Here is an 18,867-nt window from a genome sequence, read left to right as displayed (position 1 = left end):
TCTCCTTGACAATCGTTCACATTCCACTACGTAGTGCGCAGGCGCCCGGCCTGCCCGGGCCATCCTGCAACAGGAGGATTCCCGTGTCCGAACGTCCCTACGCCATCCTGCACGACGCCCAGGGCGAGCCCTTTGGCGTGTTCATTTCCGCAGCCCTGTGGGCCGAGGTCCAGGCCGAGGTCCTGCCGGTGCTTATGGCCGCCGCCGGGGAGCAGCAGCAGCCCGAGGAGGTCTTTCCCGAGCCCCTGGGCGACTGGAACGACCTGGCGGCCTTCTGGGACCTGCCCTACCCCCTGGACCGCACCGTGGCCTGCGGCCAGTGCGGCGCCGCCAGTTCCGACTGGCAGGCCGACGAGCCGCGCCTGTTCCGCCTCAAGGCCTGCAACCTCGGCGGGCTGGCGCGCTTCGAATGCCAGCGCTGCCGCGCCCGCGTCACCAAGCGCCATTTCAAGGACGGCGTCAAGGTCCAGACCGTGCCTTTCGTCGAATAGCCCGGGCGGCGCTGCGGGAAGGCCCGTGCGGGGCGGGCCTGTGCCGCAGAGCCCTGGTGGCCAGCGTTGCCGCGCCCGTAGCCCTGGGCCGGGTCCTTGGTAGCCAGCGCTGCCGCGCCTGCACCCCTGAACCGTGCCCCTGATGGCCCGCGTTGCCGCGCCCGCGTCGCCGAGGGCTCTTTCAAAGACGCGCCGAGGTCCAAGCCATAGCGTTTGCCGCAAAGCCCGGGGCGCCCGCCCTGGGCTTTGTGCGGCCCGGGGGCGCCCTCCGCTCTCCTGCGGCCCGCTGGGCCTGTGGAGCCTCGGGCCGGGGCTTCGTACGCGGCCCGCGCGCCGTAGCCCAGGGAAAGAGAAGCCCCATGATTAGACTCAAGGCCCGCGCGGCCTGTGCGCCCGCGCTCCTGGGCCGCGCCCCCGGCTGCCTGCGCTGTCGCGCCCCGCACTTGTGCGCGGGCTGGCAGCAGCGCGCCGCGCCGTGTCCTAGTGGGCCTGCCTGCCCACCACCTCCTGGGCCAGCTGCAGATAGGCCACGGCACCCTTGGAGTGGATGTCGTAGCTGATCACCGGCTTGCCGAAGCTCGGGGCCTCGGACAGGCGCACGTTGCGCGGGACGATGGTTTGCAGCAGGTACTCCGGGAAGGTTTTGCGGATCTCGTTCTTGACCTGGTGCGAAAGCCGGTTGCGCAGGTCGTACATGGTCAGCAGCACACCGAGCAGGCGGATGTCCGGGTTCAGGCGCTTGCGGACCAGGCTGTAGGTCTGGATGAGCTTGGCGATGCCCTCCAGGGCGAAATATTCGCATTGCAGCGGGATGAGCACCTCGCGCGCGGCGCACAGGGCATTCAGGGTGATGAGCCCCAGCGATGGCGGGCAGTCCAGGAGGATGAACTCGTAGTCGTCTTCCAGGGGCTCAATAAGTTGGCGCAGGAAGTATTCGCGCCGGGGTTGGTTCACGAGGTCCAGCTCGGCGGCGACCAGATCCTGGTGTGCGGGCAGCACGGACAGGAACGGGATGCTCGTCTTGTAGATTGCGCTGCGGACCTGCTCGGGGTCGCCCAGCACCGTGTAGAGGTTGGCCTCGACCTGCTCGGGGTAGACCCCGAACCCGCTGGACGCGTTGGCCTGGGGGTCGCAATCCACGACAAGGACGCTTTTTTCCATGACGGCGAGGCTGGCGGCCAGGTTGACCGTCGTGGTTGTCTTGCCCACGCCGCCCTTCTGGTTGGCCACAACGATGATACGCGACACGGTGGACCTCTTCTGCGCCCCGAATGTTTCATGTGAAACAGTGAGGGCTGGTCGGCGTTGGCGGCCTGTCGGGGCGCATGCCCCTTTCCTCTGGCTCGTGACGGCTGCGCGGTCGGTGCCGCGTCTTGGCCCCGGGCCGGAGGGTGGCCCCGTTGTGCCCGGCGGGGGAGCCGCCGGGCACAACGCGGATCAGACCTTGTAGTAGTCCCTGTACCAGCTGATGAACTGCTTGATGCCGTATTCGATGCTCGTGTTCGGCTTGAAGCCCACGTCGGCGATGAGGTCGTCCACATCGGCGTAGGTCGCCGGAACATCGCCGGGCTGCATGTCCATATAATTGCGCACGGCGGTCATACCCAGTTCCTTCTCGATGGTCTCGATGAAGGCGCCGAGCTCGACCCAGTTATTGTTGCCGATGTTGTAGATCTTGTAGGGCGCGCACGAGGAGCTGGGGTCCGGGGTGGCGCCGCTCCAGGCGGGGTTGGGCGCGGCGGTGCGCTTGATGACGCGCACGACGCCTTCGACGATGTCGTCGATGTAGGTGAAGTCGCGGCGCATCTTGCCGTGGTTGAAAACGTTGATGGGCTTGCCTTCCAAAATGGCCTTGGTGAACAGGAACAGGGCCATGTCCGGCCTGCCCCAGGGCCCGTAGACGGTGAAGAACCGCAGGCCCGTGCAGGGCAGCTGGTAGAGGTAGGCATAGGAGTGGGCCATCAGCTCGTTGCCCTTTTTGGTGGCAGCGTACAGGCTGATGGGGTGGTCCACGTTGTGGTGCACCGAGAAGGGCATGGTCGTGTTCAGCCCGTAGACGGAGCTGGACGAGGCGAAGACGCAGTGCTCGACCTTGGTATGCCGGCAGCCTTCGAGGATATTCAGGAAGCCCACGGAGTTCGAGTCGATGTACGAGCGGGGGTTGATGATGCTGTAGCGCACGCCAGCCTGGGCGGCCAGGTTCATGACGTGGGTGAAGCCCTCCTTGCGGAACAGGGCTTCCATGGGCTCGGCGTCCTGGAGGTTGATGTTGGCGTGGGTGAACTGGGCGTGATCCAGGAGCTGGGCCAGGCGGGCCTTTTTCAGGTCCACGCTGTAGTAGTCGTTCAGGTTGTCCAGGCCGACCACGGTGTGGCCTTCGCCGAGCAGGCGCAGGCTGAGGTGGTAGCCGATGAATCCTGCGGCACCGGTGACAAGAATTTTCATGTGCTTGCTGATCCTGGCTGGGGGTGGATGGTCCGGGGCGGATGCTCCGCCCCGGTCCAGTTATGCGTCTTGGGGTGTTTCACGGGAAACAGTCCCGGAAGCAGCGCCTTGCGTGCGGGCGTCAGTCTTCCAGGGGAAGCGGAAAAAATCAAGGGGAATGGGCAGGACGGTTGCCGCCTTGCTCTCGGCGGCCATCTCGCGCATGGTCTGTAAGTACCTGAGTTGCAAGGCTTCCGGGTGCTTGCTGATGATTCCGGCGGCCTCGGAAAGTCGCGCTGCGGCCTGATATTCACCCTCGGCGTTGATGACCTTGGCCCGGCGTTCACGCTCGGCTTCGGCCTGCTTGGCCATGGCGCGCTGCATTTCCTGGGGCAGGTCCACATACTTGAGCTCCACGGTGCCGACCTTGATGCCCCAGGGGTCGGTCTGCTGGTCCAGGATTTCCTGAACCTGGAGGTTGATCTTGTCGCGGTGGGCCAGGATGTCGTCCAGCTCGACCCCGCCGCACACGCTGCGCAGAGTGGTCTGCGCCAGCTGCGACGTGGCGAACATGTAGTCCTCGATCTCCACGATGGCCCGCACGGGATCGACCACGCGGAAATAGACCACGGCGTTGACCTTGATGCTCACGTTGTCCTTGGTGATGACGTCCTGGCTGGGCACGTCCAGGGTCACGATGCGCAGGCTGACGCGGACCATGCGGTCGATGACCGGGATGAGCAGGATGAGCCCGGGGCCTTTGGCCCGGATGACGCGCCCGAGCCGGAAGATCACGCCCCGCTCGTATTCGTTGAGCACCCGCAGTGCGGCGCCCAGAAACAGGACGATGATGACCAGTGCCGGAAGCCAACTGAATAACATGGCGGCCCTCGCTTGTTGGTGGTTGTGAAAACGTAGTGAATGCTGCTGGTTGCGCCCTGCCCTCCCGGGCGCCGCCGGTTTTCCCTGGGCCGGGCGCGGCGCCGTTCGGGTGTGTTTGGCGGGTATGGGGGTTCTCCGGGCTGCCCCGCGCGCCTGGGGTGGCTGAAATGCGGGCGGCGTTGATTGCCTGGGCGCCGTCGGGCGCCCGCCCGGGGCGGCTGCTATGCCTTGTCAGCGCCCTCCTCGACCGGGAGGGTGATGGTCAGGGTCAGGTCCTTGGCGGCCACGACCCGGGCCACGTCGCCGGGGTGCAGCGCCAGAGGCGCGTCTGCCCTGGCCTTCCATATCTCGCCCCGCACCCGCACCCGCCCGGTCTGGCCCTGCCATTCCGTAATACGAACCGTCATGCCGACCATGGCGTCCAGGCCGTGCATGGTCTGGGTGCGCTGGGCGCGGGTAATGAGTACGAGGCACAGGCTCATGATGGCCGTGACCGTGCTTACGGTGGCGATAATGGTTGCCAGGGGCACGCCCTCCAGGCCCGGGGTGGGCTCAATGAGGATGAGCGAGCCCATGAACAGCGCGACCAGCCCGGCCACGGCGAGCATGCCGAAGCTGGTGATGAAGATTTCGAGCACGAAGAGCACCACGGCGAAGAGAATCAGCAGGATGCCTGCGGTGCTCGTGGGCAGGATCGACAGGGCATACAGGGCCAGGAGCAGGCTCAGGCCGCCGAAAACCCCCGGAAGGACGGCCCCGGGCGTAGTGAATTCGAAGAACAGCCCGGCGATGCCGCCCAGCAGCAGGAGGTAGGCGATCTGCGGGTCGAGCAGCCAGGCGAGCAGCCGGTGGCGCAGGCCGGGATCGTAGCTGGTCAGGGCCGCGTCCTGGGCGCCGAAGCGCAACGGGCCGTCGCGCCAGGGGATGCCCTTGACGGCCAGCTGGGCCAGCAGGTCCTCGGGCGAGTCGGCCAGCAGGTCCACGACCCCGGCCATGGCGGCCTCCTGGGCGGTGATGCTCACCGCCGAGTCCACGGCGTCCTGATACCAGGCGGCGTTGCGCCCCCGGGCCTCGGCCAGGCCGCGCGCGTAGCTCATGAGATCGTTCTTGATCTTGGCCTCCATGGTCTGGCCCACGTCCTTGCCGCCCATCTCCACGGGGCTGGCCGCGCCGATGGTCGATTGCGGGCTCATGGCCGCCACATGGGCGGCAGCCACCAGGAAGACGCCCGCCGAAGTGGCCCGGGCGCCGCGGGGCCCGACCCAGAGCAGCACGGGCACCTCCGCCCCCAGGATGGAGCTGACCATGGCGCGCATGGAGGTCACCAAGCCGCCGGGGGTGTCCAGCTCCAGGAGCAGCGCCCGGTAGCCCTGGTCGCGGGCCTGCTCCAGGGCATGGGCCAGGAGTTGCTCGCTGGCGGGCGTGATGGGGGCGTGGATGCGGGCGTGGAGCACGGGGAAGGCCGCGTCCGGGGGCGCCTGGGTTGCGCCGGGGGCGGGGCGGAACAGCGCGCCAAGCGCAAGCAGGACCAAGGCGCCGAGCAAGACCCTGCGAACCCGGGGCGCGGGGCGCCAGGGAGTGTTCCACGGGAAACAGGAGGCCTTGGGGCGGGCTGCTGATGGTTCCATGCTCCTTTGTAGCAGAGAAGCCCCGGGCGCTGCAAGCGGGAGCGCCTGGCCGCAGGGGAAACCCGCCGCTGGGCAAGGACCGTGCCGTTTTCTTGCGGAGTGTCGGGCAGCTGGGGGCGTGCGCGCCGGGAGTAGCGGCGAGGGTGGCAGCGGGGCTGCGCAGGATGGCCGGGCGCGAGGCGGGAGGTCGGGAATTTTTCGGGGCGAGCCCGGCGCGCAGGTCGCTGCGCGCCGGGCGCGGGAACGGCCGCGCGTCATCTGCCCGGGGGCTGCGCCAGCCTGCGGCGAAAGAACACGCCCGGTCCGCGCGGCACCTTTGGCGTGTCCGCTACGGCAGGCGGACAGGTCCGCCGGATGCGCGCGCGGGCGCGGGTGTGGCCGGGGCGGTGGGGGCGCTGCGGGCGTCCCGCCGGGTGCACGCGGGAGGGGGTGCTAGGCCCGGGGCGCCGCCGGGCCGCTCTTGTTCGGTCCGGCAGCTGCGCGCGCAGGAGGGGTTCGATGCTGCCCTGCGCCAGCGCCTCTGTGGCCGTCCGGCAGCTGCGCACGCGGGAGGGGTGTTGCGGGTCTTCTTGGAGGCGCGCCGCCAGATACGCATGCCGGGGAGGCGTGCCTTCACGCTGCGCAGGAAGCCATGGGGTTCGGGGGCTGGCGCCCGCGTCATGCGGAATGTGCGGCCCGCGGCTACGCTGCCCCGCCGGTCGGCGCGCCCCGGCGGCGAAGGGGTCAGAGGCTCAGGGCGCGCAGGGTGTCCCAGGTCAGGCGCTTGGCCTGGGCGTCGCCGCCGAGCATCTCCGCCGGGCCGGGCAGGGCGATGACCGTGCGCGCCTCCAGGCGGTGGCGCCCGGTGGCATACGGCTGGCGCGGAAAGAGCACCTCGAAGGCCTGCTGGCCGAAGCAGATGACGGTCTGCGCCCCGGCCTCGCCCACCCCGCGCAGGAAGGAGCCCTTGTTGGCCAAGAGCCGCCCCTGGTGCTCGAAGGACAGGGGCCAGAAGGCCACGCTGTTGGGCGGCCATTGCAGCGCCTTGATGATGCTTCGGAAAAGCGCCCGGCGCTCGGGGTCCGGCTGGGGGCCGAAGTCGATGCCCAGCTCCCAGTAGGTCCAGACCGTGCGGCTGGGGGCGGCCAGCCTGGGGCGGAACTGCTCCCAGGGGAAGACGGCCAGCGGCCCCTGGGGGGCGGCGGTCCCGGACGCGGCGCTGGGGCCGGGCGCACTCGCCTCGGGGCCGCGGGCGCGGCCTTCAGGCCCGGGCGCACCCGCCTTGGCCCGGGCGGGGGACTGCGCGGGGCCGGGCTTGCCCGCCGCGCGTCTGGCGGGGGGGACGGATGCGCCGGGGGCGGGCTCCCCGACCTGCCGGGGCCGGGGGGCCCGCGGCGGCTCGGCCTGTGCCCCGGGGCGCGGGGCGGCCTGCGCAGGGCGCAGCGCGGCCACGTCCTGCTCGCACAGGACGTGATGCAAGCCCAGGTCGTGCCAGATGCGCAGGTCCTCGCTCAGGACGAGAGCGCGAGCATCCAATCCCAGATCCTCCAGGCCACTTCGGTCTTGGGCAGCACGGGCCAGCGCTCCAGGCGGCCCTGGGCGTCCAGGACGAGCACCCCGTTGGTGGGCGCGGCGAAGCCGCTGCCCGGGGCGGTCACGTCATTGGCCACGATGAGGTCCAGGCGCTTGCGTGCGAGCTTGCCGCGCGCGTGGGCTTCCAGGTCCGCAGCCTCGGCGGCGAAGCCGCACAGGCGCTGGCCCGGCCCGCGCGCCTGGCCCATGGCGGCCAGGATGTCGGGGTTGGGCAGGAACGTCACGGCCAGGGGGCCGGAATCCTTCTTGAATTTTCCCGGGCCAAAGGGCTCGGGGCGGAAGTCCGCCACGGCGGCGGTGCAGCAGGCCCACTGCGCGGCGGGGAACAGGTCCATGGCCGCCTGATGCATCTCGCGGGCCGAGGTCACGTCCACGCGTTCGATGCCCTGGGGCAGCCACAGCGCCACCGGCCCGCACACGGCATGCACCCGCGCCCCGCGCAGCCAGGCCGCCACGGCCAGGGCCGCGCCCATGGTGCCCGTGCTGGGGTTGCTCCAGTGGCGCACGCAGTCGAAGGACTCGCGGGTCGGGCCCAGGGTCAGCAATACGTCGATGCCCGCCAGATCCTGCACCGTGGCCGCGCGCAGGGCCTGGACGTAGATCTCCTCCAGCGGCGCCAGCCGCCCCCGGCCCTGCTCGCCGCAGGCCATGTCGCCGCAGGCGGGCTCCACGCAGACCACGCCCCGGGCCTTGAGGGTTTCCCAGTTGGCGCGGGTGGCCGGGGCGTTCCACAGCCGGGGGTTCATGGCCGGAGCCACCACCAGCGGCCCCTCGAAGGCCAGGGCCTGGCAGGCCAGCATCTCGTCGGCCAGCCCGAGGGCCAGCCGGGCCAGGGTGTTGGCCGAGGCCGGGGCCACGAGCATGGCATGGGCGGACTGCCCGGGCTCCAGATGGCCGAAGGGGCCGTGGCCGGGGTCGAACATCGGCCCGTACACGGGGCCAGCCCCCAGGGCCTCGAAGCTCAGGCGGGTCACGAAGCGCTCGGCGCTGGCCGTGAGCGTGGCGCCCACGCCAAGGCCCGTGGCCGTGAGCATGCGCAGGAGCTCCAGGGCCTTGTAGGCGGCCACGCTACCGCATACGCCCAGGTGCAGGCGGCGCCCGAGGTAGCCCGTGAATGCGAGATGCGGCTGCATGATGTGTCCGCCTCGCCCGCTACTGGGGCAGCGTTTCCTCGAAAGGCGAGCTCTGGGAGGGCGTCGGGGCGCTGTACGAGGGCTGCGAGGACACGCCGCCGCCGCCGTCCATGCGCGGGGCGACGATGATCTCGGCCAGGGTGCTGAAGGTGTCGTCGATGATGTTGATGATGCAGTCGCGGTCGGGCTTCTCGAAGACCATGATGGTCCGGTTGTACTTCATGCGGCTGCGCAGGCGCCAGTTGTCCTTGGGCAGCTCCTTCTCGAAGAAGTTGGCCAGGGACACGGAGTCCACCCGGCCCTTGTAGACCACGATGCCGGTCTTGAAGCTCGGGGTTTCGAAGACGAAGGAGGATTTGCCCACCAGGGACAGCTCGTTGGGGATGAGCACGTCGTTGAATTCCTGGTAGGAGCCCACGGGGTTGGTGGTCGGCGCGGAGCGCGCCTGGCTCTGCGTCTGGGGTTTGCCGGCGCTGCTGTCGGAAAGCACGGACTGGCAGCCGGAGGCGGCCAGCAGGGCAACCATTGCCAGGGCGGCGAGAAGTATCCTATGCATGTCTCCTCCTGTGGGAATGGCCTTCGGGAGTGGCTGTCCGCCCGCCCCGCCGGGCGCACGGATGCTCGGGAAACGGCTCCGAAGGGCCACCCTACCCGAGACCCACGCAAAATTCAACGCAACCAGGGCCGCAGCGCCCGCCCCCGGCCCGGGCCCGCCCCGGGGCCCCGGGGGCCGCAAACCGGAACAGAAATCGAACCCATGCACGAGATTCCCGAGGACTTCCGCCTCAGTTCCTATTGCTACGAGTTGCCCGAGGAGCGCATCGCCCAGGCTCCCAGCCTCCGGCGCGACGCCTCGCGGCTGCTGGTTCTGGACCGCGCGTCCGGCGCCATGCAGATCGACACCTTCGCCTCCATCGTCGCGCGCATTCCCGAAGGCGCCCTGCTGGTGGCCAACAATTCCAAGGTGCTTCCGGCGCGCGTGTTCGGGCGCAAGCCCTCGGGCGGGCGCGTGGAATTCCTGCTGCTCACGCCCCTGCCCCTGCTGCTGGAGGCCGCCCGCGAGGGCCGGGCCGGGTTCGAGGCCGAGGCCGAGGGCCTGCTGCGGGCCTCCAAGGGCCCCCGCCCCGGCGAGCGGATCACCTTCGACGCGGACTTCCGGCTCACGGTGCTCGAGCGCGGCGAGTTCGGGCGGGCCCGGGTGCGCCTGGCCTGGCGCGGCGACCTGGCCGCGCTGTTCCTGCGCCTGGGGCACTACCCGCTGCCGCCCTACATCCGCCGCCCCGACACCCCCGACGACGCCCTGCGCTACCAGACCGTGTACGCCGACCAGGCCAAGCTCGGCTCCGTGGCCGCGCCCACGGCGGGGCTGCATTTCACGCCCGAAGTGCGCCAGGCCCTGGCCGTGCGCGGCGTGGGCTGGGCCGAGGTCACGCTCTACGTGGGCTACGGCACCTTCAGCCCCGTGCGCTGCCCCGACATCCGCGAGCACGTCATGCACCGCGAGTACGTCGAGGTTTCCCGGGAAACAGCCCAGGCCGTGGCCCTGGCCCGCAGCGAGGGGCGGCCCGTGGTGGCCGTGGGCACCACGTCGGTGCGCGCCCTGGAGGGCGCCCGCAAGGCCCTGGGCGCCCTGGGGGCCTACACGGGCTGGACGGACATCTACATCACCCCCGGCCACGCCTTCAGCACCGTGGACCACCTACTGACCAATTTCCATTTGCCAGAGTCCTCGCTGCTTATTATGGTTTCGGCTCTTGCCGGGAGAGCGCCCATCCTGCGGGCCTACCGGCACGCCCTGGACAACGGTCTGCGTTTCTTCTCCTACGGAGACGCGATGCTCATTCTCTAGGAGCCCTGCTCGCGGAACGCGCGGGGCCGAGCTCAAAGGAGTCGCCAATGTCACGAATCGAGGTCCGGGAAGACCGCTGCAAGGGCTGCCTGCTGTGCACCACGGTCTGTCCCGTGGAGATCATCGCGCAGTCCGAGCGCTTCAACGCCCAGGGCTACAAGGTGATCGAAGTCAGGGACATGGATGCGTGCACGGGCTGCGCCTCGTGCGCCAGGATGTGCCCGGACATGTGCATCACCGTGTATAAGACCGCCAAAGCCGCAAAGGAGTGAACCATGGCTCCTGAAAGAGTCTTCATCAAGGGCAACGAGGCCATCGCCCAGGGTGCGCTGGACGCAGGCTGCCGCTGCTTCTTCGGCTACCCCATCACTCCGCAGAACGACATCCCGGAGTTCCTGTCCAAGGCCATGTTTGATGCCGGGGGCGAGTTCGTGCAGGCCGAGAGCGAGGTGGCCGCGGCCAACATGCTCCTTGGCGCCGCCGCCGCCGGGGTGCGCTGCATGACCTCCTCGTCCAGCCCGGGCATGTCCCTCAAGCAGGAGGCCATCTCCTACATGGCCGGCAGCGAGCTGCCCGCCGTGCTGGTGAACATGAACCGCGGCGGCCCCGGCCTGGGCGACATCGGCCCGGCCCAGGGCGACTACTACCAGTCCACGCGCGGCGGCGGCCACGGCGACTACCGCCTGCTGGTCCTGGCTCCGGCCACCTGCCAGGAGGCCTACGACCTGGTCATCGAGGCCTTCGCCCTGGCCTTCAAGTACCGCAACCCGGTGCTGCTGCTGGGCGACGCCATCCTGGGCCAGATGAAGGAGCCCATCGTCCGCCGCGAGGCCGTGGCCCATGACGACGCCTCGGCCTCCTGGCACCTGGACGGCAACGCGGGCCGCGCCAAGCGGCTCATCAAGTCGCTGTTCCTGGACGAGGGCGCCCTGGCCGGGCAGAACCGCCACCTCATGGCCAAGTACGCCGCCATGCGCGCCGAGGTGCGCTGCGAGGAGTTCCAGACCGCCGACGCCGAGCTGGTGGTCTGCGCCTACGGCTCCATCGGGCGCATCGCCAAGTCCACCGTGCGCAAGCTGCGCGCCCGGGGGCTCAAGGTCGGCCTTTTGCGGCCCATCACGCTGTACCCCTTCCCCGACGCGGCCCTGGCGGCCCTGGCGGACCAGGGCAAGCGCTTTTTGACCATCGAGCACAACTGCGGGCAGATGGTGGACGACGTGCGTCTGGCCATCCGCACCAAGGCCGATTCGGACTTCTTCGGCGTCATGCCCGGAGAGCTGCCCAACCCCGACGACCTGGAGGGGCCCATCCTCAAGAGCCTGGAGGGCTAGCCATGCAAGCCGCTGAAAAACTCGTGTTCAAGCCGTCGGGCGTGCTCATCGACCGCCCGACCCACTACTGCCCCGGCTGCCAGCACGGCACCGCCCACCGCATCGTGGCCGAGGTCATCGAAGAGATGGGCCTGGCCGAGAAAACCATCGCCGTGGCCTCCATCGGCTGCTCCGTGTTCCTGTACAACTACCTGAACGTGGACGCCGTGGAATCGCCCCATGGCCGCGCCCCGGCGGTGGCCACCGGCGTCAAGCGCGCCCGGCCCGACAAGACCGTGTTCACCTACCAGGGCGACGGCGACCTTGCCTCCATCGGCATGGCCGAGATCATGCACGCCGCCAACCGCGGCGAGCGCATCACCGTGATCTTCGTCAACAACACCGTCTACGGTATGACCGGCGGCCAGATGGCGCCCACGACCATGATCGGCCAGGCCACCACCACCTGCCCCGGGGGCCGCTGCGCCGACCGCGAGGGCCTGCCCATCAAGATGGCCGAGATCATCGGCATGCTCGGCGGGGTGGTCTTCTGCGAGCGCGTGGCCGTGAACAGCGTCAAGAACATCGCCCGGGCCAAGAAGGCCGTGCGCAAGGCCTTCGAGGTTCAGGAGGCCGGGCAGGGCTTCAGCTTCGTGGAGTTCCTGGCCACCTGCCCCACCAACTGGAAGATGAGCCCCGTGGACGCCAACAAGCGCATCGCCGACGAGCTCATCCCCTACTTCCCCCTGGGCACCATCGTGGACCGCACCGGCGGCGGGGAGGACAAGTAGATGCTCTACCAGGACGTGATCATCGCCGGATTCGGCGGCCAGGGCGTGATGCTCATCGGCAACCTGCTGGCCTACGCGGGCATGCACCAGGGTCTGAACGTGACCTACATCCCGGTCTACGGGCCCGAGATGCGCGGCGGCACGGCCAACTGCACCGTGGTCGTCTCCTCCGACGAGATCGGCTCGCCCATCATCCGCACCCCCAAGTCGCTCATCCTCATGAACCGCCCGTCCCTGGACAAGTTCCAGCCCCGGCTGGAGGACGGCGGCGTGCAGATCGTCAACTCCTCGCTCATCGACCCGGCCCTGGCCGAGACCGGGCGCGTGCGCACAGTGCTCGTGCCCTGCAACGAGGTGGCCGACGCCCTGGGCAACACGCGCATGGCCAACATGGTGGCCATCGGCGCCTATGTGCAGGCCACGGGCGTCATGCCCGTGTCCGCCGTGCAGGACGCCCTGCCCAACGTCATCTCCTCGCGCTACGCCAAGCTCATCCCCAAGAATGCCGAGGCCATCCAGGCCGGGGCGGACATCGCCGCCAAGGCCTAGCCTTGCAGGACGGCGGGCCGCCCCGGGCGGCCCGCCGTTCCTCCCTCACCGCAAAGAGGACCCACCGCCATGACCGCCGCCCCGCAGTACGGCATCATCGGCCACCCCCTGGGCCACACCATGAGCCCGGCCCTGCACAACTGGGCCCTGGCCCGCGCGGGGCTGCCCGGGGCCTATCAGGCGTTTCCCGTGGAACCCGGGGCCCTGCCCGCCTTCATGGCCCGCGCGCGCGCCCTGCCCCTGGCCGGGCTGTCCGTGACCATCCCCCACAAGGTCGCCGTCATGGCCCTGCTCGACGGCGTGTCCGCGCGCGCCCGGCGCACCGGCGCCGTGAACACCGTGTACTGGGACAACGGGCGGCTGCTGGGCGAGAACACCGACGTGCCCGGGTTCCTCGCGCCCCTGCGCGCCCTGGGCGCCGTGCCCGGGTGCGCCCTGGTCCTTGGCGCGGGCGGCGCGGCCCGTGCCGTGCTCGCCGGGCTGGCGGAGCTGGGCGTGGCCCGGGTGCTGGTCTGCGCCCGAAGCCTGCCCAAGGCCGAACCCCTGGCCGCCGAATTCGCCGCCGCCGCCCTGCCCTGGGACCAGCGCGCCAGCGCCCGGGCCGACCTCGTGGTCAACACCACGCCCCTGGGCATGCGCGGCGCCGGGCAGGACCAGTCGCCCTGGCCGGACGACGCGCCCCTGGGCCCCGGGCAGGTGGCCTACGACCTCGTCTACAACCCCCGGCGCACCGTGTTCCTGGCCCGCGCCAGCGCCACCGGCGCCCGCATCGTGGACGGGCTCGAAATGTTCCTGCACCAGGGCCTGGAACAGTTCCGCCTCTGGACCGGCCAGACCTTCGACCTGCCCGGCGCCCGGGCCCTGGTGGGCGGGCTGCTGGAACAGGCCTAGGGCGGCCGGGGCTCCGCCCCGGACCCCGCCATGGGGCTCCGCCCCCTGGACCCCCGCCAGGGGCCGGGGGCCCCTGGGCCCCGCACGCCGCCCCGGGCCCGCACGGCGAAGCGCCGCGCAGGCCCGGGGCGGGGAGCGAGAAGTTTTCGGCTGCGTGCTGCCGAGTCTTCTCCCCCGGTCCGTTTTTCGCTGCTTCGGCTGCACCCTCCTCTGGCCTCCTGCATGCCCCTCGCTCCGCCCCGGCCCTGGTTGCAGCGGGGCCCCGGGTGCGGCATACTCGGGGGGCTCGCCCGGACACGACGGCTTGCCGACAAATGGGTCCGGAAGAATTTTGTGGTTTGTCGAATTGACAGGGGCTGAATTTTCTGATTAGAAAATTCTCGGTGATCGATTTTTCCAGGAGCCTTTCACGATGGCCAAGGACGAGAAGTTCACTCTGGAGCGGCAGGACCGCAGGCTGCTGGCCGTGCTGGCCGAGGACGGGCAGCTTTCGGCGGGCAAGGTCTCCGAGCGCCTGGGGGTGACCAGCCCCACGGTGCGCTCGCGGATGAAGAACCTCATGGCCGCGGGCGTGCTGCGCGTCGCCGGGCTGGTGGATCCCTTCCGCATCAAGGGGCTGGAGGTCGCCTTCGTGGGCATCACGGTGGAGACCCACAGCAAGATGGACGACATGCTCCAGAAGGTGTCGGCCCTGGACAAGGTGAACTGGGCGGCTGTGGTCACGGGACGCTACGACATCATGGTCGAAGTCCTGCTGCCCGAAGGCACCGACGATCTCTACGCGTTCATCAACGACGAGCTTTCGGCCATCGGCGGGGTGGCGGCCAGCGAATCCTTCATGGTCATGAAGGCCAAGCGCAAATGGGTGCCCCTGCCCCGGGCGGTGCGCAGGAGGTTCTTCGGGCAGGACTAGCGCGCCTGCGCCTGCGCCGCCCAGGGCCCGGCGGCAAACCACAATCCTTCCTGCGAGGTGGATCCCATGATCATCGGCGTTCCCAAGGAAATCAAGACGTTGGAGAACCGGGTCTCCATGACCCCGGGCGGCGTGGAAACCCTGGTCCGGCGCGGGCACACCGTGCTGGTGGAGGCTGGCGCGGGCCTGGGCAGCGGCCTGTCCGACGCCCAGTATGAGGCCGCCGGGGCGCGGCTGGTCTCCCGCGAGGCCGCCTGGGGCGCCCAGATGGTCGTCAAGGTCAAGGAGCCCGTGGCCGAGGAGTACGGCTTTTTGCGCGACGACCTGCTGCTGTTCACCTACCTGCACCTGGCCGCCGAGGAGAAGCTGACCAAGGCCCTGCTGGACGCGGGCACCACGGCCATCGCCTACGAAACCGTGCAACTGCCCGACGGCTCCCTGCCGCTGCTCACGCCCATGTCCGAAGTGGCCGGGCGCATGGCGACCCAGGTCGGGGCGCACTACCTGGAGAAGCCCCAGGGCGGGCGCGGCATCCTGCTGGGCGGCGTGCCCGGCGTGACCCCCGGCTCCGTGGTCATCCTCGGGGCGGGCGTGGTCGGCGCCAACGCGGCCAAGATGGCCCTGGGCCTGGGCGCGCAGGTCACGGTCATCGACATCAACCACAAGCGCCTGACCTACATGGACGACGTGTTCGGCGGGCGGCTGATCACCGTGTCCTCCACCGAGCCCAACATCCGCAAGGCCGTGCAGTTCGCCGACCTGCTCATCGGCTGCGTGCTCATCCCCGGCGCCAAGGCGCCCAAGCTCGTCACCGCCGAGATGGTCAAGACCATGAAGGACGGCTCGGTGGTCGTGGACGTGGCCATCGACCAAGGCGGCTGCATCGAGACCATCAAGCCCACCACCCACAAGGAGCCCACCTACCTCGTGGGCAACGTGGTCCACTACGGCGTGACCAACATGCCCGGCGCCGTGCCGCGCACCTCGACCTTCGCCCTGACCAACCAGACCCTGCCCTACGCCATCAAGCTGGCCGACAAGGGCTTCGACGCCCTGCGCGCCGACAACGCCCTGCTGCTGGGCCTGAACACCCACAAGGGCGTCCTGACCTGCCCGGCGGTGGGCGACGCCTTCGGCATCGAGGCCGTGGCGCCCGCCCAGGCCCTGTAGCCCCAGGCACGAGCCACGCACCACAGGGGCCCCCCGGCGCACGCCGGGGGGCCCCTTGCGTGGGCCGGGCGACTGGGCCGGGCGGGGGAGGGCTGTCTGGCGTGCCATGCGCCTCCGGGCGGTGGCCCGGGGGCCAGGCGTGCCGGGTTCGCGCGGTACTTCTGGCTCTGGGGCGTCGGGGGCGTTGGCTGCGCGCACGGCCCCTGGCGCGTCGCCCCTGTGACTCGGGGCCGTGCGTGCGGCGGCTGGCGTTGCCTGCGCGGCGGGCCTGTGGCATCCTGGACGTGCGCGGGCCCCTGGCCGCCTGCGTTTCAAGCGTCGTTTCATGCACCGTTTCATGTGCCGCTCCAGGCGCCGCTTGGGGCCCCGTTGCGGCGTCGTCACGCCACTGTAACCTGCCCGTGGCATGCAGGCCGTGTGCGCCCGCGCACAGCCTGCCCCCTGCGAGGAGCCATGCCCCGAACCGTCCCCCTGCTCGCCTTCTGCCTGCTGCTGCTGGCCGCCCCGGCCCTGGCCTTTTCCGACGGCCCCCTGCGCCTTGTCTATGCCGAAACCAGCTCGGCCGGCCAGGGCACCAAGGAATACCTGCTCCAGCCCGTGCCCGGCGGCGGCTGCCACATCAGCCTCTTCGAGCCCGGCGCCCGGCGCGTCATCCTCTGCGACGCGGACCTGGGCACCCTCCGCGAGGAATACCACGACCCGGCCACGGGCGACGCCCTGACCATGAGCCACCATGGCGACACCCTGCGCCTGACCGGCACCCTGGGCGGCAAGGCCGTGGACCGCGCCTTCGACCTGGACGCCCCGTGGTACGGCTCCGTGCTACTGCTGCGCGACTTCGTGCTTTCGGGTGCGCCCGAGGTTCGCTTCTACGTCACCCGGCCCGAGCAGCAGCAGGTTGTCCTGCTGCGGGCCATTCGCCAGCAGACCGAGACCGTGGACGTAGGCGGCACGCCCACCGAGGCCGTGCGCGTCAAGCACACGGTGCCCGGGGTCAAGGGCATGTTCTGGAGCTCGCTGTACTGGTACCGCGCCAGCGACGGGCTGCTGGTCAAGACCGAGGAGACGCGCGGCGGCCCGGGCACACCCACGGTTTTTGCCGAGCTGCAAAGCGAGACGCCCCTGGAACAGACGCCCCTGGCCGCCTGGCGCTAGGGGGCGAGCCCGTTGGCAGGCGGATGCCCGCAAGGCGCTTCGCCGCGCCGGGCGAGGGCTCCGGCCCCTTGGCCTGCCCCCGGCGCGTCGAATCGAAGCACGCGCGCCGTCGCCATGCCCTTGCGGCGCGGGCTGCGGGCAGGGCTTTCGGGCCGCCCCGGCCTGCGCGCCGCGCGGCCCCGGCCGCACCCGGGGCCACGCGGCGCCAAAGACGGACCCCGGCGGTGACCAGAGCCACCGCCGGGGTCCGTCTTTGCGCCCTGGCTCGCGCCCGGGCTACTGGTAGAGCTTCAGGCTGTCCCCGGGGTAGATGCGCGGGGAGGACAGGTTGTTCCAGGTCAGGATGGCCTCGGTGCTCACGCCGAAGCGCTTGGCGATGGAGTACAGGGTGTCGCCGGACTTGACCTTGTAGGAGATGGCCGTCTTGGCGCGCTCGGCGTCCTTGCGCGACTGTTTGGCGGCCAGGCGGCTCTGGTCGGGGATGTACAGGCGCTGGCCGATCTTGAGGGTGGTCTTGGTGCTGATTCCGTTGGCGGCGGCGAGGTTGTCCGGGGTGGTGTTGTACTTCTTGGCCACGGACCACAGGGAATCGCCGGACTGGATCACGTAGTTGGAGCGCGACTGCGCCAGCTGGCGCACGGACTTGCCGTCGGCCTTGGCCTTGGCGATGTCCTTGGTCTTGGCCTTGGCGGAGGGTTGCTTCTGCATGCGCGCGGCGGTGGCACCGGCCTCGCCCTTGCCGGGCACCTTGAGCACCTGGCCCTTGCGCAGCAGGTTCGAGCTGACGTTGTTGTAGTTCTTGAGCACGCCCACGGGCACGCCGAAGCGGTTGGAGATGCGGTACCAGGAGTCGCCGTTTTGCACCTTGTAGAAGGTGTAGTAGCCGCCGAATTCCTTGAAGCCCGCGCCCGTGGCCCAGACCTGGGCCTGGGCGGCCATGGCCGCATCGGGCAGGTAGACGGTGGAGGGCTTGTCGGGGTGGCTGCCAGCCTCCAGGAAGGCCGGGTTGTGGGCCTTGAAGTCCTCCCAGGTCATGCCCAGGTGTTTGGCCAGGGCCCGCAGGTCGGTCTTGGGCGGCACCTGCATGGAAGCCACGGTGTCCGGGCCGTCCCAGTTGGGTTTCTCGAAGCCCAGGGCCTCGAGGTTGCGCACGATCTTAATGACGGCCATGAGCTTGGGCACGTAATGGCGCGTCTCCTGGGGCAGGTAGTAGGAGCGGCGGCCGCCCTTGGTCTTGCCCTGCTGCATCTGCGACAGCTCGAAGAAGTCATCGCAGCCGCTGCGCGCGATGGCCTTGGCCACGCGGCCTTCGCCCGCGTTGTAGGCGGCCAGGGCCAGATACCAGTCGCCAAAGTCGCCGTGCAGCTTGGTCAGATAGTCGGCGGCGGCGTGGGTGGCCTTGTAGGGGTCGTTGCGCTCGTCCAGCCACCAGCCCACGTGCAGCCCGTACTTCTTGCCCGTGAAGGGCATGAACTGCCACATGCCCTGGGCGCCCGCGCGGGAGCGCACGGCGGTGTTGTAGCCGCTCTCCACGAAGGGCAGGTAGACCAGCTCGTGGGGCAGCCCGCGCTCGGCGAACACCCGGCGCACATAGGGCAGATAGCGCTCCGAGCGCTTGAGCCAGGCTTCGAAATGCTTGCGGCCCTTGTGGGTGAAATAGGTGAAGAACGCGCGGACCTCTTCGGTGTCGCGCTCGTCGAGTTCGAAGGTGATGCCCAAGTCGCTTTCCAGAGCCTTGCGTTCTTCGGCGGTCAGCGGGGTGTCTTCGTCTTGGGTCAGGGCGTCGTCGTCGAGGCGGGGGGCCAGGTCGGGCCGGGAAGCTCTTGAGGCCTCGTGCCGCGCGTCGGGCGGGGCGGCCAGGTCCGCGTCCGCCACCGGTTTTTTCATGGCGCAGCCGGGCAGGGCCCCCAGGAGCAGCACCGCGAACAGCACAGGCGCGATTGCGCGGACCAGGGATTTGTGCATAAGCTTTGGTTTCCGTTCTCTTGAGGTTTTCCGGGTGAAAACGGGCAGTTCCCGGGGTAAACTTTAGAAACTATCTAGAAAAACACGAGAGCCCGTCAAGAATTTTATGGACAACACCCAGGCGCCGTAGGCAGATTCAGCCTC

The 18,867-nt window shown here is 69.8% G+C and carries 18 protein-coding genes; 10 read left to right on the top strand and 8 right to left on the bottom strand.

Annotated elements, in window-relative coordinates; genetic code table 11:
• The first annotated feature begins 83 nt into the window (after nt 1-83).
• On the top strand, nt 84-491 hold the full coding sequence (locus G495_RS0108990; protein ID WP_051445227.1) for a hypothetical protein: 408 nt from the start codon (nt 84-86) through the stop codon (nt 489-491).
• A gap of 480 nt (nt 492-971) precedes the next feature.
• On the opposite strand, the gene G495_RS0108985 is transcribed toward G495_RS0108990, so the two are convergent.
• The 7 genes from G495_RS0108985 to G495_RS18440 form a co-directional block, all read right to left on the bottom strand.
• Entirely contained in the window at nt 972-1,739 is a 768-nt protein-coding gene (locus G495_RS0108985) for a ParA family protein (protein WP_028587533.1), read from the bottom strand.
• Between the two features lie 189 nt (nt 1,740-1,928).
• On the bottom strand, nt 1,929-2,936 hold the full coding sequence (locus G495_RS0108980; RefSeq protein WP_028587532.1) for an NAD-dependent epimerase: 1,008 nt from the start codon (nt 2,934-2,936) through the stop codon (nt 1,929-1,931).
• Between the two features lie 60 nt (nt 2,937-2,996).
• Nucleotides 2,997-3,797, bottom strand: a complete 801-nt coding sequence (locus G495_RS18450; protein WP_084458073.1) for a slipin family protein — start codon at nt 3,795-3,797, stop codon at nt 2,997-2,999.
• A gap of 221 nt (nt 3,798-4,018) precedes the next feature.
• On the bottom strand, nt 4,019-5,329 hold the full coding sequence (locus G495_RS18445) for an NfeD family protein (RefSeq protein ID WP_169734372.1): 1,311 nt from the start codon (nt 5,327-5,329) through the stop codon (nt 4,019-4,021).
• 819 nt (nt 5,330-6,148) lie between these two features.
• Entirely contained in the window at nt 6,149-6,940 is a 792-nt protein-coding gene (locus G495_RS0108965; protein WP_028587531.1) for a hypothetical protein, read from the bottom strand.
• Entirely contained in the window at nt 6,916-8,130 is a 1,215-nt protein-coding gene (gene coaBC / locus G495_RS0108960) for a bifunctional phosphopantothenoylcysteine decarboxylase/phosphopantothenate--cysteine ligase CoaBC (RefSeq protein WP_028587530.1), read from the bottom strand. The genes G495_RS0108965 and coaBC overlap by 25 nt, the downstream gene beginning before the upstream one ends.
• A gap of 19 nt (nt 8,131-8,149) precedes the next feature.
• Entirely contained in the window at nt 8,150-8,686 is a 537-nt protein-coding gene (locus G495_RS18440) for a hypothetical protein (protein WP_156939650.1), read from the bottom strand.
• Nucleotides 8,687-8,887: 201 nt separating this feature from the next.
• Here G495_RS18440 and queA point away from each other — a divergent pair, with 201 nt between their 5' ends.
• The 9 genes from queA to G495_RS0108910 all read left to right on the top strand — a co-directional run bounded on the left by queA (nt 8,888) and on the right by G495_RS0108910 (nt 16,758).
• Nucleotides 8,888-9,979: a tRNA preQ1(34) S-adenosylmethionine ribosyltransferase-isomerase QueA gene (queA, locus tag G495_RS0108950; RefSeq protein ID WP_028587529.1), complete on the top strand. Its 1,092-nt coding sequence runs from the start codon at nt 8,888-8,890 to the stop codon at nt 9,977-9,979.
• Between the two features lie 47 nt (nt 9,980-10,026).
• The gene (locus G495_RS0108945) at nt 10,027-10,251 is read left to right on the top strand and encodes a 4Fe-4S binding protein (protein WP_028587528.1); all 225 of its coding nucleotides are present in this window, start codon (nt 10,027-10,029) and stop codon (nt 10,249-10,251) included.
• A gap of 3 nt (nt 10,252-10,254) precedes the next feature.
• Nucleotides 10,255-11,310 (top strand): 3-methyl-2-oxobutanoate dehydrogenase subunit VorB, encoded by a 1,056-nt coding sequence (locus tag G495_RS0108940; protein WP_028587527.1) that lies wholly within the window; start codon nt 10,255-10,257, stop codon nt 11,308-11,310.
• 2 nt (nt 11,311-11,312) lie between these two features.
• A complete protein-coding gene (locus tag G495_RS0108935; RefSeq protein WP_028587526.1) occupies nt 11,313-12,080 on the top strand; it encodes a thiamine pyrophosphate-dependent enzyme in 768 nt (255 codons plus the stop codon).
• A complete protein-coding gene (locus G495_RS0108930) occupies nt 12,081-12,629 on the top strand; it encodes a 2-oxoacid:ferredoxin oxidoreductase subunit gamma family protein (RefSeq protein WP_028587525.1) in 549 nt (182 codons plus the stop codon).
• Nucleotides 12,630-12,698: 69 nt separating this feature from the next.
• A complete protein-coding gene (gene aroE, locus G495_RS0108925) occupies nt 12,699-13,520 on the top strand; it encodes a shikimate dehydrogenase (RefSeq protein WP_028587524.1) in 822 nt (273 codons plus the stop codon).
• Between the two features lie 412 nt (nt 13,521-13,932).
• The gene (locus tag G495_RS0108920) at nt 13,933-14,433 is read left to right on the top strand and encodes an Lrp/AsnC family transcriptional regulator (RefSeq protein ID WP_028587523.1); all 501 of its coding nucleotides are present in this window, start codon (nt 13,933-13,935) and stop codon (nt 14,431-14,433) included.
• 66 nt (nt 14,434-14,499) lie between these two features.
• A complete protein-coding gene (ald, locus tag G495_RS0108915) occupies nt 14,500-15,603 on the top strand; it encodes an alanine dehydrogenase (protein WP_028587522.1) in 1,104 nt (367 codons plus the stop codon).
• A 453-nt stretch (nt 15,604-16,056) separates the two neighbouring features.
• The gene (locus tag G495_RS0108910; RefSeq protein WP_028587521.1) at nt 16,057-16,758 is read left to right on the top strand and encodes a hypothetical protein; all 702 of its coding nucleotides are present in this window, start codon (nt 16,057-16,059) and stop codon (nt 16,756-16,758) included.
• 276 nt (nt 16,759-17,034) lie between these two features.
• On the opposite strand, the gene G495_RS0108905 is transcribed toward G495_RS0108910, so the two are convergent.
• The gene (locus tag G495_RS0108905; RefSeq protein ID WP_028587520.1) at nt 17,035-18,723 is read right to left on the bottom strand and encodes a LysM peptidoglycan-binding domain-containing protein; all 1,689 of its coding nucleotides are present in this window, start codon (nt 18,721-18,723) and stop codon (nt 17,035-17,037) included.
• Nucleotides 18,724-18,867: the final 144 nt, after the last annotated feature.

The organism is Desulfocurvus vexinensis DSM 17965 (assembly GCF_000519125.1).
GTDB classification, from domain to species: Bacteria; Desulfobacterota; Desulfovibrionia; order Desulfovibrionales; family Desulfovibrionaceae; genus Desulfocurvus; species Desulfocurvus vexinensis.
This window is presented reverse-complemented; position numbering and strand designations above follow the sequence as displayed.

Coding starts and splice junctions, on each gene's coding strand:
- G495_RS0108905 (WP_028587520.1), bottom strand. CDS start 18,723: ATGCACAAATCCCTGGTCCGCGCAATCGCGCCTGTGCTGTTCGCGGTG.
- G495_RS0108940 (WP_028587527.1), top strand. CDS start 10,255: ATGGCTCCTGAAAGAGTCTTCATCAAGGGCAACGAGGCCATCGCCCAG.
- queA (WP_028587529.1), top strand. CDS start 8,888: ATGCACGAGATTCCCGAGGACTTCCGCCTCAGTTCCTATTGCTACGAG.
- coaBC (WP_028587530.1), bottom strand. CDS start 8,130: ATGCAGCCGCATCTCGCATTCACGGGCTACCTCGGGCGCCGCCTGCAC.
- aroE (WP_028587524.1), top strand. CDS start 12,699: ATGACCGCCGCCCCGCAGTACGGCATCATCGGCCACCCCCTGGGCCAC.
- G495_RS18450 (WP_084458073.1), bottom strand. CDS start 3,797: ATGTTATTCAGTTGGCTTCCGGCACTGGTCATCATCGTCCTGTTTCTG.
- G495_RS0108930 (WP_028587525.1), top strand. CDS start 12,081: ATGCTCTACCAGGACGTGATCATCGCCGGATTCGGCGGCCAGGGCGTG.
- G495_RS0108910 (WP_028587521.1), top strand. CDS start 16,057: ATGCCCCGAACCGTCCCCCTGCTCGCCTTCTGCCTGCTGCTGCTGGCC.
- G495_RS0108920 (WP_028587523.1), top strand. CDS start 13,933: ATGGCCAAGGACGAGAAGTTCACTCTGGAGCGGCAGGACCGCAGGCTG.
- G495_RS0108935 (WP_028587526.1), top strand. CDS start 11,313: ATGCAAGCCGCTGAAAAACTCGTGTTCAAGCCGTCGGGCGTGCTCATC.
- G495_RS0108980 (WP_028587532.1), bottom strand. CDS start 2,936: ATGAAAATTCTTGTCACCGGTGCCGCAGGATTCATCGGCTACCACCTC.
- G495_RS18440 (WP_156939650.1), bottom strand. CDS start 8,686: ATGCATAGGATACTTCTCGCCGCCCTGGCAATGGTTGCCCTGCTGGCC.
- G495_RS0108945 (WP_028587528.1), top strand. CDS start 10,027: ATGTCACGAATCGAGGTCCGGGAAGACCGCTGCAAGGGCTGCCTGCTG.
- ald (WP_028587522.1), top strand. CDS start 14,500: ATGATCATCGGCGTTCCCAAGGAAATCAAGACGTTGGAGAACCGGGTC.